Source organism: Microbispora sp. NBC_01389, assembly GCF_045040095.1.
Classification (GTDB): Bacteria; Actinomycetota; Actinomycetes; order Streptosporangiales; family Streptosporangiaceae; genus Microbispora.
Map to the genome: position 1 here is coordinate 767,032 of NZ_CP109552.1, position 17,349 is coordinate 784,380.

Here is a 17,349-nt window from a genome sequence, read left to right on the forward strand (position 1 = left end):
AGTGGATGCCGCGGTCGCTGTTCATGACGAAGGCGCGACTGTCCGCGAGGACCCGGACCGGGAAAGATCTGCCGGCCGGATGTCCCGGAGGGCCGCCTTTCGCACAGATTGAGGCAGGCCACACTGACAACGACGTTCCGAGACCTGGGAGTCATCCCGGAGATCGCCGATGCGCTCGAGACCGAGGGCATCACTTCACCGTTCCCGATTCAGGAGATGGCGCTCCCGCTGGCGCTGGCCGGCCAGGACGTCATCGGGCAGGCGCGCACGGGCACCGGCAAGACCTATGCCTTTGGCGTCGCCATGCTCCAACTGGTCGGCAAGCCGAGGAAGAACCGCAAGAAGCCCCGCGGTCTCGTCCTCGTCCCCACGCGCGAACTGGCCCTTCAGGTGACCGAGGACCTGGTCCTCGCCGCCGGGAAGCTGGGGTCGCGCATCCTCACCGTCTACGGCGGCCGCGCGTACGAGCCGCAGATCGAGGCGCTCAAGAACGGGGTCGACGTGATCGTCGGCACCCCGGGGCGGCTGCTCGACCTGGTCAAGCAGAAGCACCTCGACCTGAGCCAGATCACCATGCTCGTCCTCGACGAGGCCGACCGCATGCTCGATCTGGGGTTCCTTCCGGACATCGAGCGGATCATCAAGCTCGTGCCGGACGACCGCCAGACCATGCTGTTCTCGGCCACGATGCCCGGCGAGATCGTGAACCTGTCCCGCCGCTACCTCGACCGGCCCACCCGCGTGCGCGCGGAGACCACTACGGCCGAGGCAGAGACGACCACGCTCACCACGCAGCACGTGTACCGCACGCACCGCATGGACAAGATCGAGATTCTCGGGCGGCTGCTGCAGAGCAGGGGCTCCGGGCTCACGATGGTGTTCTGCGAGACCAAGCGGGCCTGTGACATGGTCGCCGAGCAGCTCAAGGACAAGGGCTTCGCGGTGGCGGCCGTCCACGGCGACCTCGGTCAGGGCCAGCGCGAGCAGGCGCTGCGCGCCTTCCGCAACGGCAAGATCAACGTGCTGGTGGCGACCGACGTCGCGGCGCGCGGCATCGACATCGACGACGTCACCCACGTCGTCAACTACGACTGCCCGCAGGACGAGAAGGCCTACGTCCACCGGATCGGCCGCACCGGCCGGGCGGGCCGCACCGGCGTCGCGGTGACCTTCGTCGAGTGGACCGAGCTGACCCGCTGGAAGGTCATCAACAACGCCCTCTCGCTGGACTTCGCCGATCCCGTCGAGACCTATTCGAGCTCGCCGCACCTCTACGGCGAGCTCGACATCCCCGAGGGCACCAGGAGCGTGCTGCCGCGGGCCCAACGCTCGCGCACGGGCCTGGAGTCCGAGGAGATCGAGGACCTCGGCGAAACCGGGCGCACCCGCTCCCACGGCAGGTCCGACCGGGGCGGGCGCGGCCGCGAAAGCGACCGTGACCGCGACCGCGACCGCGACAACACCGAGGAGCGCCGGGAGCGCCCCGCCCGCACCCGCGAGCGGCGGCGGACCCGTGGCGGGCGCCTCCATGAGGCCGAAGGGTCCTCCGGCGGCGACGCCGGCGCCCTGACCTCCCAGGCCACCGCCCAGGTGGGGGACGGCTCCGGGTCGCCCGAGCAGGCCGCCCAACCCGCCCAGGGCGCGCAGGTCCAGGCTCAGGGGCGCAGGTCCCGGCGAGGGGGCGCCAACACGGACGCCCTGACCGGCGCGCTGGCCGAGGTCCCGGCCGCGCGGCCCCAGGAGGAGCAGGCGGCCGGTGCGGCGTCCGAGCCGGAGGCGGCCCCGCGCCGGGCCTCCCGCCGCAGGACCCGCGCCGCCGACACGGCCGGCTCCCAGATCGCCGAGCCCCGGATCGGTGAGGCACAGGTCGGTGAGGCACAGGTCGGTGAGGCACAGGTCAGCGAGGCACAGGTCGCCGAGCCGCGGAGCGGGGACCAGGCGGTCGCCGCACCCGTCACGGAGCCCATCGCGGAGCCCATCGCGGAGCCCGCCGCGGAGCCCATCGCGGACCCCGTCGCGGACCGGCCCACGCGCCGCCGTACGCGGAGCACGGACGCGGGCGCCTCCGACGAGGCGCCGTCCACGCTGTCCGTGTCGTCAGTGCCGTCGGTGCCATCCGTGTCGTCGGTGCCATCCGTGTCGTCGGTGCCATCCGTGTCGTCGGTGCCGTCGGTGCCATCCGTGCCGCCGGCCGAGGCGACCGTGAACGGCGTGGCGGACGAGCCCGTCCGGCCGCCGGTCGCGCGGCAGGAGCCGGAACGGATCGTCCCGGCCAGCCCGTTCATGGTCGTGTTCAGGTCCCCCGACCTCGCGACCGACGACGACGATCCGGCTCCGTCCGCCGCGACCGAGCGCGCCCAGCAGCGGCGCCGCCCGCCCCGGCCGCGCCCGCGCCGTACGGGGTGAGGGGCCGGCCGAGGCCCGCTCGTCGATGAGCACGATCACCAGGGCAGGGAGAGCGCCGGACACCCGGCGCGCTCCCTGCCTTTTCACGTGGACGCCTTCACACGCAGGCACGGTCCCCCCCGGCGGGCCGCCACGTTCCCAGTGGGTATGACCTGAACAGGAGGCACGCGTCATGACCACCCGGACGACCTCTTCCCGGCCGGTCCGCAACCGGCTTGGATCTTACGGCGGTGTCGCCGGAGTCTCCGCTGGGTATCGTGATGCCACGTGAGTGAGCGAGCCTTCAGCAGACGGGCCATGCCGGGGATCCCGGGTGAGATGGAGGAGGTCTCGTGAGCACGCCACGGTTCCTGACCCTCCCTCCGGGCGTCAGCAGCGAGCAGATCGAGACGCCGCTGGGCTCGTTCGCGGCCCTGGAGGCGCTTCCCGTGAGCGGAATCCCCGAGCGCTGGCCCGCCCTCCTCGTCCCCGGCTTCACCGGGTCGAAGGAGGACTTCATCTCCGTGCTGCAGACCCTCGCGCAGGCGGGCCGCCGGGTGATCGCGGTCGACATGCGCGGGCAGTACGAGACGCCGGGCCCCGACGACCCGGCGGCGTACACGTGCGGGGCGCTCGGCGCGGACGTCGACGCGATCGCGGCGGCCGTGGGGCAGGGCGAGCCGGTGCACCTCATGGGGCACTCCTTCGGCGGCCTCGTCGCCCGGGAGGCCACGCTGAACGGCGCCGCCAGGATCGCCTCGCTCACGCTCATGAGCTCCGGGCCCGCCGGGATCATCGGACCCCGGGAGGCGTTGGGCCGGGTGATGCTCGCCGAACTGCCCGAGTACGGCCTGGACTACCTGTGGTCCAACCGGCTGGAGCCGGAGGCGTTGAAGGCGGGGGTCCCGGACGACATCGTGGCGTTCCTGCGCAAGCGGCTGCTGGCCAACCACCCCACCGGGCTCATGGCCATGGCGCACGAGGTGCTGGGCGCCACCGACCGGTGCGGCGAGCTCGCCCGGTGCGACCTCGATCTCCTGGTCCTGTACGGCGAGCACGACGACGGCTGGCCGCCGCCGTTGCAGGCCGAGATGGCCCGGCGGCTCGACGCGGAGTGCGTCGTCGTCCCCGGGGCGCTCCACTCGCCCGCCGTCGAGGCGCCCGAGACCACCGCCGCCGCCCTGACCCGCTTCTGGAACGCGGCCGAGAGCCGGCTGCTCCAGCACGGCTGACGCGACGGCCATGACCGGGGTCAGCGGTCCCACCGTCCAGCCTCCCGAGTCCGTGACGTGGCTGGTCCACGTCGACCGGACCATGTGGGTGGGCGGCGTCCGCGGCCTGATGCTGCAGGCTCTGCATCCGCTGGCGATGCGGGGCGTGTGGCAGAACTCCGACTTCCGGGAGGACCCCTTCGGGCGGCTGCGCCGTACGGCCGACTTCGTGGGCCGCGTGACGTACGGCAGCCCGGAGGAGGCCGAGCGCATCGCCAGGCGGGTCCGCGCGATCCACCGGGCGCTGCGCGTCCACGACCCCGACACCGGCCGGGTCCACCGGGTGGACGACCCCGAGCTGCTGCTGTGGGTCCACTGCGCGGAGGTCACGTCCTACCTGGAGGTCGTCCGGCGGGCGGGCGCCCGGATCACCGACCGGCAGGCCGACCGCTACCTCGCCGAGCAACGACGCAGCGCGGCGTACGTCGGGCTGCGCCCGGAGGACGTGCCGGGCACGATGCGCGAGATGGACGACTACTTCGCCCGGATGCGGCCCAGCCTGCGGGTCATCCCCGAGTCGGCCGCCGCCGTCCGGTTCCTGCTCTGGCCGCGCCTGCCGGAGCGCCTGCGGTTCCTGTCCCCGGCCAGGCCCGTCTACCTCCCGTTCGGCGCGCTCTGCTACTACACGCTGCCCCGCTGGGCCCGCCGCCTGTACGGCGTGCTGCCCGAGGTGCCGGGGATCGCGGTCACGGCGGCGCTGCGGGCCTTCCGGCTCACCATGAACACCATTCCCGACCCGGTGCACCAGCGCGTGCTCGACGAGGGCACCAGGGCCATGCTGCGGGCCTCCCGGGAGCGCCTCGGCGCGGCCGGGTACGACGTCGGCCAGGGCCTGCGGGGGCTGGCCGACCCCCGCCGCCATCCCGGCCGTCATCCCGCCGCCACCCCGCCGCCGCCCTGCCCGGAGGCTGACGGAGGCTAACCGGCGACCTCCTCGGCCGTGGGGAGGCCGTCCCAGGGCAGGCGGTCGGGAGAGACGGCCCGTCCCTCCGGGCAGTGCGCGCGGAAGTCGCACCACGAGCAGATGGGCCCCGGCTCGGGCGGGAACAGCGCGTCGATCTCCGGCGGCACCGCGACGGCCGCGCCGTCCTCCGCGGACGCGCCCTCCCCTCGCCTCGGGGCCGGCACAGCGCCTCCCGTACGGCCCCCCGTACGGCTCTGTGTACGGCCGCTCGCGCGGGCGGCGGGCCCGGCCCACTCCCGGTAGGCGTCGTCGGCGTCCGCCGCCTCCAGGCCGATGTCCTCGGCCCGGCGCAGGTGGCGGGCCAGCGACTCCGCACCGTGTTCCCACTCCGCGACCGAGCCGGTGGGCAGGTGGTGCAGTTCCACCCGGTGGCAGGCGCGGCGCATCATGCGGGACGAGGCGATCGCGTAGACGGCGAGCGCGAGCGAGGACCGGGCGTCGTCGGGCGTCGGCGGACGGCGGCCGGTCTTGTAGTCGACCACCACGAGTTCGTCCCCGCGCCGGTCGAGCCGGTCGATCCGGCCGGACAGGGCCAGCACCGGCGTGCGCGTGGCGACCGTCCGCTCGACGCCCACCGGCTCGTCGGCCGGGTCGAGCGTCGCGACGTAGGAGGAGACCATCTCGCGGGCCCGGTCCCGCCAGGCCGCCGACTGCTCGTCGTCCCTGAACCCATCGCGGAGCCAGCCACCGGTCAGCAGGGTGGCCGCAACGACCGGCGTGCGCCGCTCGTACGGCTCCCGCCACCACGCGGCCAGCGCGTTGTGCACGGAGGCCCCCACGCTGTTGTGGGCCCACGCGGGGCCCTTGCGCGGGGCCGGCCGGTCGAGATAGGCGAAGCGGTAGCGGCGCCGGCAGTCGAGCCAGGTGTTCAGGCGTGACGGAGTGCAGGTGTAGAGCCGCCTCGGCATGCCGTCGAGGCCGAGCTGCTCCACGGCCCTACTCGTCGCGGTTCAGCGCGATGCCGGACACGCCGGTGCCGTCCACCAGCGGCGACGTCGGCTCGGCCTCCTGGGCGCCGGTCAGCGACCCCGACAGCCAGCGGTCGAACTCCGGCTCCAGGTCGCCGATCCTGCCCTCCTCGCCGTGCGCGGGCAGCACCCTGGTCTCGTGCGGCAGGGTGAAGAGCCGCTCGCCGATGGAGGTGAGCTGGTCGGCGAGGGCGGGATACTCTCCGCCGAGCTTGCCGGGCCCGTCCATGAGCAGGGTCTTCCCGGTGAAGACCGCCGCGAGATCCTCGCAGTAGAGCGAGACGCCGCCGGTGGTCACGCCGGGGGTGGCGAGCACCTCGAGCTCGACGTCGGCCACGGAGAACAGTCCCTCGTCCTCCATCTCGATGTCGGGCCAGGTCTCCTCCCAGGTCTGCCGCCACAGGCGCCTGTCCTTGGCGTGGACGGCGATCACCGCCTCGTCCCTGGCCGCCACCTCGATCGCGGCGCCCACGTGGTCGGGCAGCCCGTGGGTGCAGATGACGGCGAGGACCTCGCGGTCGCCGACCTTCTGCAGGATCTTCTCGGCGTCTCGCGCCGGGTCGATGACGATCACCTCGTCGTCGTCGCCCAGGATCCAGGTGTTGTTCTCGACCTTGTGCTCGTCGCCCTCGATGTCCACGAGGCCCGAGGTCACCACTCGTTCGATACGCGCTGTCACGGCTCAGAACCTTACTATCCCCGGCGCTTCGGACCTGCTTTACCGCACATCCCCATCCGGTCTCGGCCCGTCCAGTCTCGGCGAGAACGCCCCGAAGGGCGGGTCCACCGCCTGGTCCTGGTCCCGCAGGTCACGCAGCGAGAGATCGGCCAGCGCGATGAAACAACCGGCCTCGGCCGGCCAGGTGACCGTCCACAGCCAGTTTCCGAGGGCCTCCCCGACGTAGACGGCGCGGTCGTCCGGCACGCCCGGCCCCGCGCACCACAGCGCCGTCGGGTGGCCGCGTACGTCGATCTTCGCGTGCGGCGGGCCGGCGTCGAACCCGGCGCCGGGATCGGGCCCGGGCAGCCCGGCGTACGCCGCCCCGAGGCCGATCCCGGGCTCCTCGGCGACGATCAGCGTGTCGGCGGGCCCGTGGGTGATCGACGGGCCGGTCAGCGCGACGACGCTCGCCCGCGCACCGGTCCGTTCGTCGCCCACCTCGGCGAAGCCGGTCACCAGCCACCCCGTGGGAAGCGGCCAGGGAAGCCACACGGGAACCCGTGCGGCCTCGCACAGAGCGTCGAGCGCGGCCTGCGAGGGCCGGTGGGGCGGCTGGAAGGGCAGCACGTCGCCGTGGGCGGCGCACCGCCACGAGCTCGACCAGATGTTCGGTTCATGTAGTGGCCCGAAGCACCGCGGGCAGGTTGGCGCGGTTCTCACAAATATTCACGGTGCGTCGGTGACGTCCATCAGTCAAGAGCCTGCCCGTTATCTAGTCGTAATCTTGGTGTTGTGCGACATCTTGGTCTTGGGAAGCGCGTCAGATGCGTCGGGGCGATCATCGCCGATCCGGACGGCCGGCTTCTGCTCGTACGGCGGGGCCGCCCGCCCGGCGAGGGGCTGTGGTCGCTGCCCGGCGGCAGGGTCGAGCCCGGCGAGACCGACGAGGAGGCGGTGCGCCGCGAACTGCGCGAGGAGACCGGCCTCGACGTCGCGGTCGTACGGCTCGCCGGGACCGTGCTGCGGCCCGGCCCCGGCGGCGTGACGTACGAGATCCACGACTACGTGGCGACACCCTCGGGGACGGCCTCGGGGACGCCGGTGGCCGGGGACGACGCCGCCGACGCCCGCTGGTGGGCGCCGGCCGACCTGCCCGGCCTCCCGCTGACCGACGGCCTCGCCGGCGCCCTCGCCGAATGGGGGGTCATCTCCGGGATCAATGGTCCGTGACCGTGCTGCGCCAGATCGTCAGGTGGTCGTCGGCGTAGTCGGTGGACCTGCCGACGGCCACGACCCGGCTGCCGGAGACGGCCACCGCGCCGAGCCACTGGGAGCCCCGCCCGCCCAGGCCGTCCTGGGTGAGCGTGTGCCGCGACCAGTCCAGGCCGTCCTCGGAGATCCAGGCGGTGCTGTCCCCCTCGCCGTCCGCGTCGGCGGAGCGGTGCGATCCCACCGCGACGACGCCCTTCGCGGTCGCCGTCAGGTCGAGGACCGAGGCCTCCCCGTCGGCCGGCAGCATGGCGTACTCCCAGTGCTCGCCGTCGTCGGCGGACACGGCGGAGAACGGGCGGGGGCCGTCCTCGGTCACGGCGACGCCCACCGCGACGACCCCGGCCTTGGTCGCGACCACGTGGCGCAGCCCGGCCGAGGTGGCGTCCGGCGGCAGGACCCTGCCCCGCGCGGCCCAGTTGAGCCCGTCGGAGGAGACCCAGACCACCCCCGTCTCACGGTCGGCCGAGCCCGAGCCGCCGACCGCCATGAACCCGTGGGACGTCGCCGTGACCCCGGACAGGCGTACGCCGACCCCGCCGGCGGGCATGCTGCCGGGAGCCGAACGGGTGATCCGCCTGAGGTCCGGGCTGAACCACAGCGCGGCGGTCACTCCCGCCGCGCCGCGGTCCTCCCCGGCGAGCACGTAGCCCTTCTCCCCCGCCGCCACCACGCGGGGCGTGAGCAGGAAGTGCCCGGCGGGCACCCCGATCGGCGGGCCGGGCCGCCACGACCTGCCGTCCGCCGAGGTGACCAGCAGCGGCCGGGTCACGGCGGGGTCGGTCATCGTGCCGCCCACGGCGAGCCACCCCTTCGGGCCGTGCGCCACGCCGCTGAGCGCCTGGCGTCCGGGGCCGCCGAGCAGGTCGGGGAAGCCGGCGTCCTTCCAGTTCGCCCCGTTGTTGCCACTCGTCCAGATGGCGGCGTCGCCGTTGGCCGAGCCCACCGCCACGAACGTGCCGCCAGCCGCGGCGAGGTCCGCCGTCTCCCTGGCCAGCCGGTTGAGCCCGCCGATCTCCTTGAGCGGCACGGCGCGGGCCGCCTCGCCCTTCCCCGCCGTGATCAGCACCGGCAGGTTCTCCACGTCGCCGGGGCCCCGCTTGTCGCCGCCCGCGACCAGCGTGCCGCCGTCGGTGATGGCGAGGCCCCGCAGCGTGCCGGGGATCTCGCCGAGGTCGGCGCTCTTCGCCCACTCGCGCCCGTCCGGGCTGGCGTAAACGGCGTACCGCTCCCAGGCCGACTCGGCGACCGCCGCGATCCCCGCCGCCGACGCGGCGAGGCCGCGTACGCCCGTGCCCTGCGCGCCGAGCGGCCCGATCGCGCCGCACTGCGTCCAGGCGGCGCCGTCGGGCGAGCAGTAAACCCGCACCTCGCCGCCGGCGGACCGCTGGCGGGTGGGCACGAGCACGAAGCCCTTTTCCGCGGCGGCGAGCGCGCCGGGCTCGGGCCGTACGTCGGAGATCGCGGCGGCCGTACGCAGCCAGGTGCGGCCGCCGTCGTCGGACCGCAGGATGACCGAGACCGTGTCGCCCGAGCCGGGGTCGGCGAGCGCCACCACCCGGTCGCCGCGCGCCGCCACCGCCCGCATGCCGCGGACCTTGTCGGGCGTGCCGATCTGGTCGGTGTCCACCCGCGTCCAGCCCGTGCCGTCGGCCGACACCCAGGCCACCGGGCCCGCCGTGCCGTCGCGCAGGGTCGTCGCGCCCACGGCCAGGAAGCCGGTCGCGGTCCGCGACACGTCGGTGATCCTGTCCTGGCTCCAGAACGCGGTCAGCCGGGCCGGGTCGACCGCGGTCCAGGAACGGCCGTCGGAGGAGACCCACATGCCGCGGGCGGCGGGGCCCGCGGGCCCCGGCGCGTCGGTGCCGACCGCGAGCCAGCGGCCGTCTCCGCCCGCGACCCGGCCCACGGCCGCCGCCGCGGTCTCGTAGCCCGGGGCTCCGGTGACCCGGCCCAGTTGCCAGTGCGCGCCGCCGTCGGCGGAGACGAGGAACAGCGGACGCGCGAGCGCGCCGGTCATATCGCTGCCCGCCGCCACGACGGTCGAACCCGCCGAGGCGAACGCGTTGAGCACCTGGCTGGAGCCGTTGCCCGGCAGGCCCGGCGCCGCGAAGGCGGTGTCGCCCGACTGGCCGTCGCCCGCGGCGAGCCGTAACCCGGTCGTGGCCGGTCCCCCGGACCACTTGACCACCGCCACGCCCAGGACGGCCGCCACGACGAGGACCGCCGCGACGACCACCGGCGTGACCAGCCGGGGCAGCCCCCGGATCGGCGAGCCACGGCCCGGCAGCACCCGCCTGTGGTGGCGCCCTCCGCCCGGTCTCGGCGGCCCGACGGCCACGAGCACGTCGTGCCGGGCCGGGCGGCCTCCCGGCGGGCGGCCGATGCGCTCGACCGGTCCGGGCTCGGGTCCGAATTCGGATCCGGGCTCCGGTCCGGACTCCGGTCCGGGCTCCGGCTCGACGGGGATCTCCGGGCGCATCCGGATGCCCGGCTCGGGCCCGTCTGTCTCGGGCTCGTCGAGCTCTGGGTCGTCGAGCTCTGGGTCGTCGAGCTCTGGGTCGTCGCCGTGGCCGTGGCGTGAGGCGGGCTCCGGCGGTGTGTGCGCCCACACGTGCGCGCCCCCTGGTGGAGCCGCCGGGGGGCGCAGCGGGCCGGACGGCGGAGTCTCGATCTCGGGGGCGCCGGGGCCGTCGGGGTTCTCGCGCGGGATCTGCGCCCGGCGCGGCCGGGGCGGGCCCGAGGCGACCAGCTTGTCCGGCCGGTCCACGACGCGCCGCCGCCGGCCTCCTTCCTCGGACGGGCCGGCCGACCTGGCACCCTCGCCGTGCCAGGTGGTGGAGTCGTGCGGCGGGCCCGGCGGCGGGCCCGTGGCGCCCGGGGCCGTGCCTCCCGAGTGCGCGGCGCCGTACGGGGCCGAGTAGGGCCTGCGGCCCGTCCGGGGCGGGTGGCCGCCGGATAAGTGGGGCGGGTCCTCCGCCTCCGGCCGCGGCGCCCAGTCGTGCGCCTCGCCGCGTGACTCCGTTTGGGGTTCGTGGCGCGGTTCGGGGCGCGGCTCCGCGTCGCCGATCCTGCGGTAGGGCCGGGTGTCCTCGTCGCCCCCGGCCAGGACGTCCCCGGGCAGGGGCTCCTCCGGTAAGGGCTCCTCGGGTAAGGGCTCCTCGGGGATGGGAGCGGCGAAGGGGGGCAGTGCCCACGGGGAGGGACCCGGCGGCCGGTGATGCAGCTCCGGAGGGGGCGCGGGCGTCTCCTGTTCACCGGGCGTGCGCCGGCGGTCACGTTCGTCGGGGCCCGAGGCCACGCTCAGTACCTCCTCCCCGGAGAGGATAATCCGGACCGTTCCACCTCTATTACGGCAAAGCGATCACAGTGATACCCCATCACGAATCCAGAGCAACACGGGAAAGCCCAGGGGACCATACCTCTCTAGTGAGATTTATCGGGAGAGAGTCTGAATTGCCCACTTTCGGGCGATTATTAGGACACCAAACCCGAAAACCGCGAACTGGACGGCCGATCCGATCAGAGCCTGCCATGGGACCGCGCCCTGCTCCAGGGCGCCGTTCATGTCGCCGGAGGCGGCCACGAGCCCGAAGGCCACGACGTTGTTCGAGACGTGCAGGGCGATCGGCGCCTCCAGCCCGCCGGTGCGGACGGCGAGCCACCCCATGAGCACGCCGAACACGAAGACGTAGACGATCCCCCAGCCCGTGTAGCCGTGCGAGGCGGCGAAGGCCACCGCGCCCAGCAGGATCGCCGGCCACGGATTGCGGAAGTACGCCCCGAGCGCCTGGATGATCCAGCCCCGGTAGGCGTACTCCTCGGCCGCCGCCTGGAACGGCACGAGCAGCACGATGACGATCAGGGCCGGGAGGAACGCCCCCCAGCCCGCCCAGCCGTACCCCGGACCGGCTCCGGCCGACAGCAGCATCCCGGCCTCGGCGGCCTGGCCGAGCACGACCGAGACCAGCGCGACCAGCAGGCAGACCGCCAGCCACCGCCACCGCAGGCGCAGGGCCACCGAGGAGAGCGATCCGGGCGGCCTCCGCTGGAACACCCACGCCGCGCCGAGCACCAGGGGGAGCAGCAAGGCGATGACGCCCAGCTGGAACCCCAGATCGAGCACGGGATCGGCGAACAGCCGGGCCCCCGACTCCGTCATCGGCACCCCGGACACCAGGGAGACGAGGTAGGCCACCAACCCCGCCCCGATGGAGACCACGACGAAGGTCGCCACGATCGCCAGGGTGCCCGCGATGGGCCGCCACCAGCGGTTCAGGGCCGTGCGCGCCATCTGGTCGTACGGCGTGCCCGGCGGCGGCGGGACGTCCCAGCGCGTCCGCGCGGGCGGGCCCCAGGCGGGAGGGCCCCAGGCCGGATACCGCCCGGGGTGCCATCCCGGCGGCGGGCCGGCCGGCCACGCGGTCCCGCCCGCGTACGGCCCCGGAGCCAGGTAGACCGCGGGAAGCCGACGCGGATCCGGCTGTGTCTCGCTCATGTGTCCATTCTTCGCGGCCCTCGAACGCCCGCTTCAGGAGGGCGGGGTGAAGGCGCTCGTGCGGGCGAGCCCGGCGGCGCGGCCCCGGGCCGCGACCACCAGCGCCATCTTCCGCGACGCCTCGTCGATCATCTCGTCGCCGAGCATCACGGCACCCCGCTTCTCGACCGTCGTGTAGTACTCGTAGGCGTCGAGGATCAGTTCGGCGTGGTCGTAGTCCTCCTGGGACGGGGAGAACACCTCGTTGGCCGCCTCGACCTGCGAGGGGTGCAGCACCCACTTGCCGTCGAAGCCCAGCGCCGCCGACCGCCTGGCCGACCGCCGGAAGCCGTCCAGGTCGCGGATCTGGAGGTACGGCCCGTCGACCGCCTGCAGGCCGTACGCCCGGGCGGCCATCAGGATGCGCATGAGGATGTAGTGATAGGCGTCCCCCTCGTCGTATCCGGGGGGCTGCTCCCCCACGACCAGCGTCCGCATCCCGATCGAGGCCATGAAGTCGGCCGGGCCGAAGACCAGGGTCTCCAGCCGGGGCGAGGACCGGGCGATGTCGTCGATCTCGACGAGCCCCCGGGCGTCCTCGATCTGGGCCTCGACGCCGATGCCGCCCTCGGGCAGCCCGACGGCCCGTTCGATCTGGCCGAGCAGGGTGTCGAGCCAGACCACGTGCGAGGCGTCCCGGACCTTCGGCAGCATCAGGCAGTCGAGCCTGTCACCGGCGCCCTCGACCACCTCGACGACGTCCCGGTAGGTCCACCGGGTGGTGAGGTCGTTGACCCGGACGACGACCGTCCTGCCCGCCCAGTCGCCCTGCCGCAGGGCGGCGACCACGTTGCGGCGCGCCTCCTCCTTGGCCCCCGGCGCGACGGAGTCCTCCAGGTCGAGGAAGACCTCGTCGGCGCCGAGGCCCTGGGCCTTCTCCAGGAACCGGGGGTTGCTGCCGGGCACCGCCAGGCAGGAACGTCGCGCGCGCATGAGCCCTACCGTAGCGAGATCCCGCGGGTGAGAGCCCGCCGCGGCACGGCCCTACACGCGAACGGCCTGCGGCGCCTCGGGTACGTGCCGCGCGGCGCCGATCCGCGTGGTCGCCGACTGGGCGAACAACGCGCCGGCGAGCACGATCGCGCCCCCGGTGATCTGGGCCGCGCCGAGGTGCTCGCCGAGCAGCACCCAGGCGATCAGCGCCCCGGCGATGACCTCCACCGACGCGACCGTCGCGCCGACCGCCGCCGACAGGCGCCGCACGGCGGTGACCCCGGTCACGTACGCCACCACAGTGGCCACCACGATCATCCAGAGACCGGCCGCGGCGACCGGCACGGCGTGCCCGGAGACCTCGGCCGTGCGGGTGAACGCCGCCCAGTCGATGTGCCACGGCCGCGAGACGGGCAGCAGGACCACCGCCGAGCCGAACATGCCCCAGCCGATCAGGCCCAGCGTGTCCACGTCGTCGCCGAACGAATCACTCATCAGGAAATATCCGGCGCAGCAGGCGGCGGCCAGCAGGCCCAGCAGCAGCCCGAGCGCGTCCAGCCGCAGGCCTTCCCAGACCTGGACGACGATCGCCAGTCCCGCGACCGCGACCAGGGCGCCCAGGTAGGCCGAGCGCGGCACCCTGATCCGCCGGACGAACCGCACCCACAGGACCACCAGCACCGGAGAGGTGTACTCCAGCAGCAGCGCGACCCCGACCGGCAGGCGGGTGATGGCCACGAAGAACAGGCCCTGCACCGCGGCGACCGCGATCACCGAGTACGCCGCGAAGAACGGCAGGCGGTCGCGGGGGATGCGCAGCGCCCGCGGCCGGAAGACGGCCAGGACCAGCAGCAGGAGCACGCCCGCCCCCGCCATGCGGACCCAGACGGCCTCCAGCGGCGCGAGCCCGGCCATGCCGAGGATCTTCGCCATCGGCCCGGAGAACCCGAAACAGAAGGCCGAGACGCCCGCGATCGCCAGGCTGACCGCCCTCATCGTCACCTGCCCATGTAATCACCAATAAAAGGCTTTGATCCTGTCACAACACGGACCGGTCCGCATCCTTGCGTAATCTGGCAGGGTGGATCGGATCTTCGTGGCCCGCCTGGCGGGGGTGGCGGTCTTCGACCCGGCCGGCGACCAGATCGGCCGGATCCGGGACGTCGTCGTCTCACTGCGGGGGCCGCTGCTCCCCCGGGTCCACGGCTTCGTCGTCGAGGTGCAGCCACGCCGCCGGGTCTTCCTGCCGGTCACCAGGATCACCTCCATCGAGCCCCGCGCCGTCATCTTCACCGGCAAGCTCAACATGCGCAGGTTCGAGTGCCGGGACACCGAGACGCTGGCCATCGGCGAGATGCTCGACCGCGGCGTCGAGTACCGCGGCGAGCGGGTCACCGTGCAGGACCTCGCGATGGAGCGGACCCGCCCCTCCGACTGGCTGATCGCGAAGGTGGCCGTACGGCGGGGGTCGCGGCGCCGGGGCGAGACGCTGATCGTCGACTGGGGGGACGTCTCCGGCTTCACCGGGGTCCAGAAGGACCAGGGCGCGGCCAACCTGCTCGCCGCCTTCGAGGCGCTGCGCCCGGCCGACCTGGCGAACATGCTGCACGAGCTGCCCGGTGAGCGGATGGCCGAGGTGGCCGCCGCGCTGGACGACGACCGGCTCGCCGACGTCCTGGAGGAGCTGCCCGAGCGCGACCAGGTGCTCGTGCTGAGCCGGCTGCACCGGGACCGGGCCGCCGACGTGCTGGAGGAGATGGGCCCGGACGACGCGGCCGACCTGCTCCAGGAACTGCCCGCCGAACAGGCCGAGGGCCTGCTGCGCCTCATGGTGCCCGAGGAGGCCGCCCCGGTGCGGCGGCTGCTGACCTACCGCGAGGACACGGCCGGCGGCATGATGACGACCGAGCCGGTCATCCTTCCCCCCACCGCGACGGTGGCCGAGGCCCTCGCGCACATCCGGCAGCAGGAGCAGACGCCGGCCATCGCCGCCCAGGTGTACGTCGCCCGGCCGCCGAGCGAGACGCCCACCGGGCGCTTCCTGGGCGTGGCGCACTTCCAGCGTCTGCTGCGGGAGCCGCCGTCGACGCTGCTCGGCAGCGTGATAGACATCACCGTGGACCCGATCAGGCCGGAGTTCACGGTGTCCGAGGTGGCGGCCTACCTCGCGACGTACAACCTGGTCGCAGTCCCCGTCGTGGACGAGCTGGGGCGCCTGCTCGGCGCCGTGACCGTCGACGACGTGCTCGACCACATGCTGCCGGACGACTGGCGGGAACGACCATGACAGAACGCCTCGACCAGCCGCGCGAGATCGGCTACCGCATGCGGCTCTACTACGACCCCGAGGCGTTCGGCAGGTTCTCCGAACGGTTCGCGCGGTTCCTCGGCACCGCCCGCTTCATCGTCTACATGACGGTGTTCGTCGCGGTGTGGCTGCTGTGGAACGTGTTCGCGCCGGTCACGTTCGACCCGTACCCGTTCATCTTCCTCACGCTCATGCTCTCCCTCCAGGCGTCGTACGCCGCGCCGCTGATCCTGCTGGCGCAGAACCGGCAGGCCGACCGCGACCGCGTCCAGTACGAGCAGGACAAGACGGCGGCCGAGCGGAACCAGGCCGAGATCGAGTACCTGACCCGGGAGATCGCCGCCCTGCGCATGGCGATCGGCGAGGTGGCCACGCGCGACTACATCCGGTCGGAGTTCCAGCGCCTCCAGGAGGAGCTGGGCGGCGAACCGGCGAGATCGTGCGGGGCGGGTTCGGAGGACCCCCGCTGAGTCCATAGCATGGATTCATGGCACCATCCCCTGAACAGGTCACAGCCGCGCTCGCCACGGTGAACGACCCGGAGATCCGCCGGCCGATCACCGAGCTCGGCATGGTCAAGAGCGTCGACATCTCCCCCGACGGGGTGGTGCGCGTGGGCGTGTACCTGACCGTCGCCGGCTGTCCGCTGAAGGACACCATCACCCGCGACATCACCGGCGCCGTGTCCCGGCTCGACGGCGTGTCGCGCGTCCACGTCGACATGGACGTGATGAGCGCCGAGCAGCGCAAGGAGCTGCAGACGAAGCTGCGCGGCGACCGCGGGCCGGAAAAGGAGATCCCCTTCTCCAGGCCCGGCTCGCTGACCCGCGTCTTCGCCGTCGCCAGCGGCAAGGGCGGCGTCGGCAAGTCGTCGGTCACGGTGAACCTCGCCGCCGCCATGGCCTCCCAGGGCCTGAAGGTCGGCGTCCTCGACGCCGACATCTACGGCCACTCGGTGCCGCGCATGCTCGGGGTGAGCGAGCGGCCCACCAAGGTCGAAGACATGATCATGCCGCCGGTGGCGCACGACATCAAGGTCATCTCGGTCGGCATGTTCAAGCCCGAGGGCAACACCCCGGTGGTCTGGCGCGGCCCGATGCTCGACCGCGCGCTGTACCAGTTCCTGACCGACGTCTTCTGGGGCGACCTCGACGTCCTGCTGATGGACCTGCCGCCGGGCACCGGCGACATCGCGATCTCGGTCGCCCAGCGCCTGCCCACGGCGGAGATCCTGGTCGTGACGACCCCCCAGCAGGCCGCCGCCGAGGTGGCCGAGCGAGCCGGGTCGATCGCCGCCCAGACCCACCAGCAGATCGCGGGGGTCATCGAGAACATGGCGTGGCTGCCCTGCCCGCACTGCGACGAGCGCATCTCCGTGTTCGGCGAGGGCGGCGGCCAGTTCGTGGCCGACGCGCTGACCCGCACGCTGGGCTCGCGGGTGCCGCTGCTTGGTCAGGTGCCGATCGACATGCGGCTGCGGGAGGGCGGCGACGAGGGCAAGCCGCTCGTGCTGACCGACCCGGAGGCCCCCGCGGCGGCCGAGCTGCGCAGGATCGCGGCCGGGCTCGGCCGCAAGCCGACCGGCCTCAAGGGGCTGAAACTCGACATCTCCCCGGTCAAGCACTGACCGGGGACTCCAGCGGGCTCCAAGCGGGCGCTCGGAGAGCGCTCAGGTCGCCTCGTTGTCGTACGGCGGGATCTCCCCTACGCCCAGCTCCGGCACCTCGGGCGTCGGGGAGTCCGGCCCGTGGTCCGTGCGCTCCGGGTCGTTCCAGTCCTTCTCGAGGTCGTCGAGCAGGTGCTTGCGCACGAAGGTCTTCGGATTGAGGTCGGCCGGGTCGAAGTTGGCGAACTCCGGCCCCATGTTGGCCTGCAGGTCCGACTTGGCGTTGTTGGCCATCTGACGGAGCTGCCGCAGCGTGCGGCCCGCCTGCTGGGCGGCCTGGGGCAGCTTGTCGGGGCCGAAGACGAGCAGGGCGATCACCACGAGCGCCAGGGCCTCCCCCCAGCCGAGTCCGAACATGGCGATCTCCTCCAGCGAGTACGACTGCAA

15 protein-coding genes are annotated in these 17,349 nt (G+C 73.5%); 7 read left to right on the top strand and 8 right to left on the bottom strand.

Annotated elements, in window-relative coordinates:
• Positions 1-216: 216 nt before the first annotated feature.
• From OG344_RS03560 to OG344_RS03570, 3 genes are all read left to right on the top strand, one after another.
• A complete protein-coding gene (locus tag OG344_RS03560; protein WP_405086955.1) occupies positions 217-2,406 on the top strand; it encodes a DEAD/DEAH box helicase in 2,190 nt (729 codons plus the stop codon).
• Between the two features lie 332 nt (positions 2,407-2,738).
• Positions 2,739-3,617 (top strand): alpha/beta fold hydrolase, encoded by an 879-nt coding sequence (locus OG344_RS03565; protein WP_405086956.1) that lies wholly within the window; start codon positions 2,739-2,741, stop codon positions 3,615-3,617.
• A gap of 10 nt (positions 3,618-3,627) precedes the next feature.
• Positions 3,628-4,578, top strand: coding sequence for an oxygenase MpaB family protein (locus OG344_RS03570; RefSeq protein WP_405086957.1), 951 nt, complete (start codon positions 3,628-3,630; stop codon positions 4,576-4,578).
• On the opposite strand, the gene OG344_RS03575 is transcribed toward OG344_RS03570, so the two are convergent.
• From OG344_RS03575 to OG344_RS03585, 3 genes are read right to left on the bottom strand one after another with little or no spacing between them, the layout of a single operon-like run.
• Positions 4,575-5,552 (bottom strand): RecB family exonuclease, encoded by a 978-nt coding sequence (locus OG344_RS03575; RefSeq protein WP_405086958.1) that lies wholly within the window; start codon positions 5,550-5,552, stop codon positions 4,575-4,577. The two genes, OG344_RS03570 and OG344_RS03575, sit on opposite strands and share 4 nt — an antisense overlap.
• Positions 5,553-5,556: 4 nt before the next feature.
• Positions 5,557-6,267 (bottom strand): MBL fold metallo-hydrolase, encoded by a 711-nt coding sequence (locus OG344_RS03580; protein WP_327047811.1) that lies wholly within the window; start codon positions 6,265-6,267, stop codon positions 5,557-5,559.
• Between the two features lie 39 nt (positions 6,268-6,306).
• A complete protein-coding gene (locus tag OG344_RS03585) occupies positions 6,307-6,969 on the bottom strand; it encodes a DUF6758 family protein (RefSeq protein ID WP_405086959.1) in 663 nt (220 codons plus the stop codon).
• Between the two features lie 72 nt (positions 6,970-7,041).
• On the opposite strand from OG344_RS03585, the gene OG344_RS03590 reads away from it, so the two are divergent.
• Positions 7,042-7,479: an NUDIX hydrolase gene (locus OG344_RS03590; RefSeq protein ID WP_405086960.1), complete on the top strand. Its 438-nt coding sequence runs from the start codon at positions 7,042-7,044 to the stop codon at positions 7,477-7,479.
• Here OG344_RS03590 and OG344_RS03595 read toward each other — a convergent pair.
• The 4 genes from OG344_RS03595 to OG344_RS03610 form a co-directional block, all read right to left on the bottom strand.
• Entirely contained in the window at positions 7,466-10,819 is a 3,354-nt protein-coding gene (locus tag OG344_RS03595) for a hypothetical protein (protein WP_405086961.1), read from the bottom strand. The genes OG344_RS03590 and OG344_RS03595 overlap by 14 nt on opposite strands.
• A gap of 135 nt (positions 10,820-10,954) precedes the next feature.
• The gene (locus OG344_RS03600; RefSeq protein WP_327047815.1) at positions 10,955-12,016 is read right to left on the bottom strand and encodes a type II CAAX prenyl endopeptidase Rce1 family protein; all 1,062 of its coding nucleotides are present in this window, start codon (positions 12,014-12,016) and stop codon (positions 10,955-10,957) included.
• A gap of 33 nt (positions 12,017-12,049) precedes the next feature.
• Positions 12,050-12,988 carry a CoA ester lyase gene (locus tag OG344_RS03605; RefSeq protein WP_327047816.1) on the bottom strand — a complete coding sequence of 313 codons (939 nt, stop codon included), beginning with the start codon at positions 12,986-12,988 and terminating at the stop codon, positions 12,050-12,052.
• Positions 12,989-13,039: 51 nt separating this feature from the next.
• Positions 13,040-13,984 (bottom strand): EamA family transporter, encoded by a 945-nt coding sequence (locus OG344_RS03610; protein ID WP_405089040.1) that lies wholly within the window; start codon positions 13,982-13,984, stop codon positions 13,040-13,042.
• A gap of 85 nt (positions 13,985-14,069) precedes the next feature.
• On the opposite strand from OG344_RS03610, the gene OG344_RS03615 reads away from it, so the two are divergent.
• The 3 genes from OG344_RS03615 to OG344_RS03625 are packed head-to-tail and all read left to right on the top strand — an operon-like array spanning position 14,070 to position 16,923.
• Positions 14,070-15,275: a magnesium transporter MgtE N-terminal domain-containing protein gene (locus OG344_RS03615; protein ID WP_405086962.1), complete on the top strand. Its 1,206-nt coding sequence runs from the start codon at positions 14,070-14,072 to the stop codon at positions 15,273-15,275.
• Complete coding sequence (locus OG344_RS03620; RefSeq protein WP_327047819.1) at positions 15,272-15,766, top strand: DUF1003 domain-containing protein; 495 nt, start codon at positions 15,272-15,274, stop codon at positions 15,764-15,766. The genes OG344_RS03615 and OG344_RS03620 overlap by 4 nt, the downstream gene beginning before the upstream one ends.
• A 17-nt stretch (positions 15,767-15,783) precedes the next feature.
• Positions 15,784-16,923 carry an Mrp/NBP35 family ATP-binding protein gene (locus OG344_RS03625; RefSeq protein WP_405086963.1) on the top strand — a complete coding sequence of 380 codons (1,140 nt, stop codon included), beginning with the start codon at positions 15,784-15,786 and terminating at the stop codon, positions 16,921-16,923.
• Positions 16,924-16,965: 42 nt separating this feature from the next.
• On the opposite strand, the gene OG344_RS03630 is transcribed toward OG344_RS03625, so the two are convergent.
• Positions 16,966-17,319 carry a sec-independent translocase gene (locus OG344_RS03630; protein ID WP_327047821.1) on the bottom strand — a complete coding sequence of 118 codons (354 nt, stop codon included), beginning with the start codon at positions 17,317-17,319 and terminating at the stop codon, positions 16,966-16,968.
• Positions 17,320-17,349: the final 30 nt, after the last annotated feature.

Coding starts and splice junctions, on each gene's coding strand:
- OG344_RS03610 (WP_405089040.1), bottom strand. CDS start 13,984: ATGAGGGCGGTCAGCCTGGCGATCGCGGGCGTCTCGGCCTTCTGTTTC.
- OG344_RS03560 (WP_405086955.1), top strand. CDS start 217: ATGGCGCTCCCGCTGGCGCTGGCCGGCCAGGACGTCATCGGGCAGGCG.
- OG344_RS03570 (WP_405086957.1), top strand. CDS start 3,628: ATGACCGGGGTCAGCGGTCCCACCGTCCAGCCTCCCGAGTCCGTGACG.
- OG344_RS03605 (WP_327047816.1), bottom strand. CDS start 12,988: ATGCGCGCGCGACGTTCCTGCCTGGCGGTGCCCGGCAGCAACCCCCGG.
- OG344_RS03600 (WP_327047815.1), bottom strand. CDS start 12,016: ATGAGCGAGACACAGCCGGATCCGCGTCGGCTTCCCGCGGTCTACCTG.
- OG344_RS03620 (WP_327047819.1), top strand. CDS start 15,272: ATGACAGAACGCCTCGACCAGCCGCGCGAGATCGGCTACCGCATGCGG.
- OG344_RS03625 (WP_405086963.1), top strand. CDS start 15,784: ATGGCACCATCCCCTGAACAGGTCACAGCCGCGCTCGCCACGGTGAAC.
- OG344_RS03630 (WP_327047821.1), bottom strand. CDS start 17,319: ATGTTCGGACTCGGCTGGGGGGAGGCCCTGGCGCTCGTGGTGATCGCC.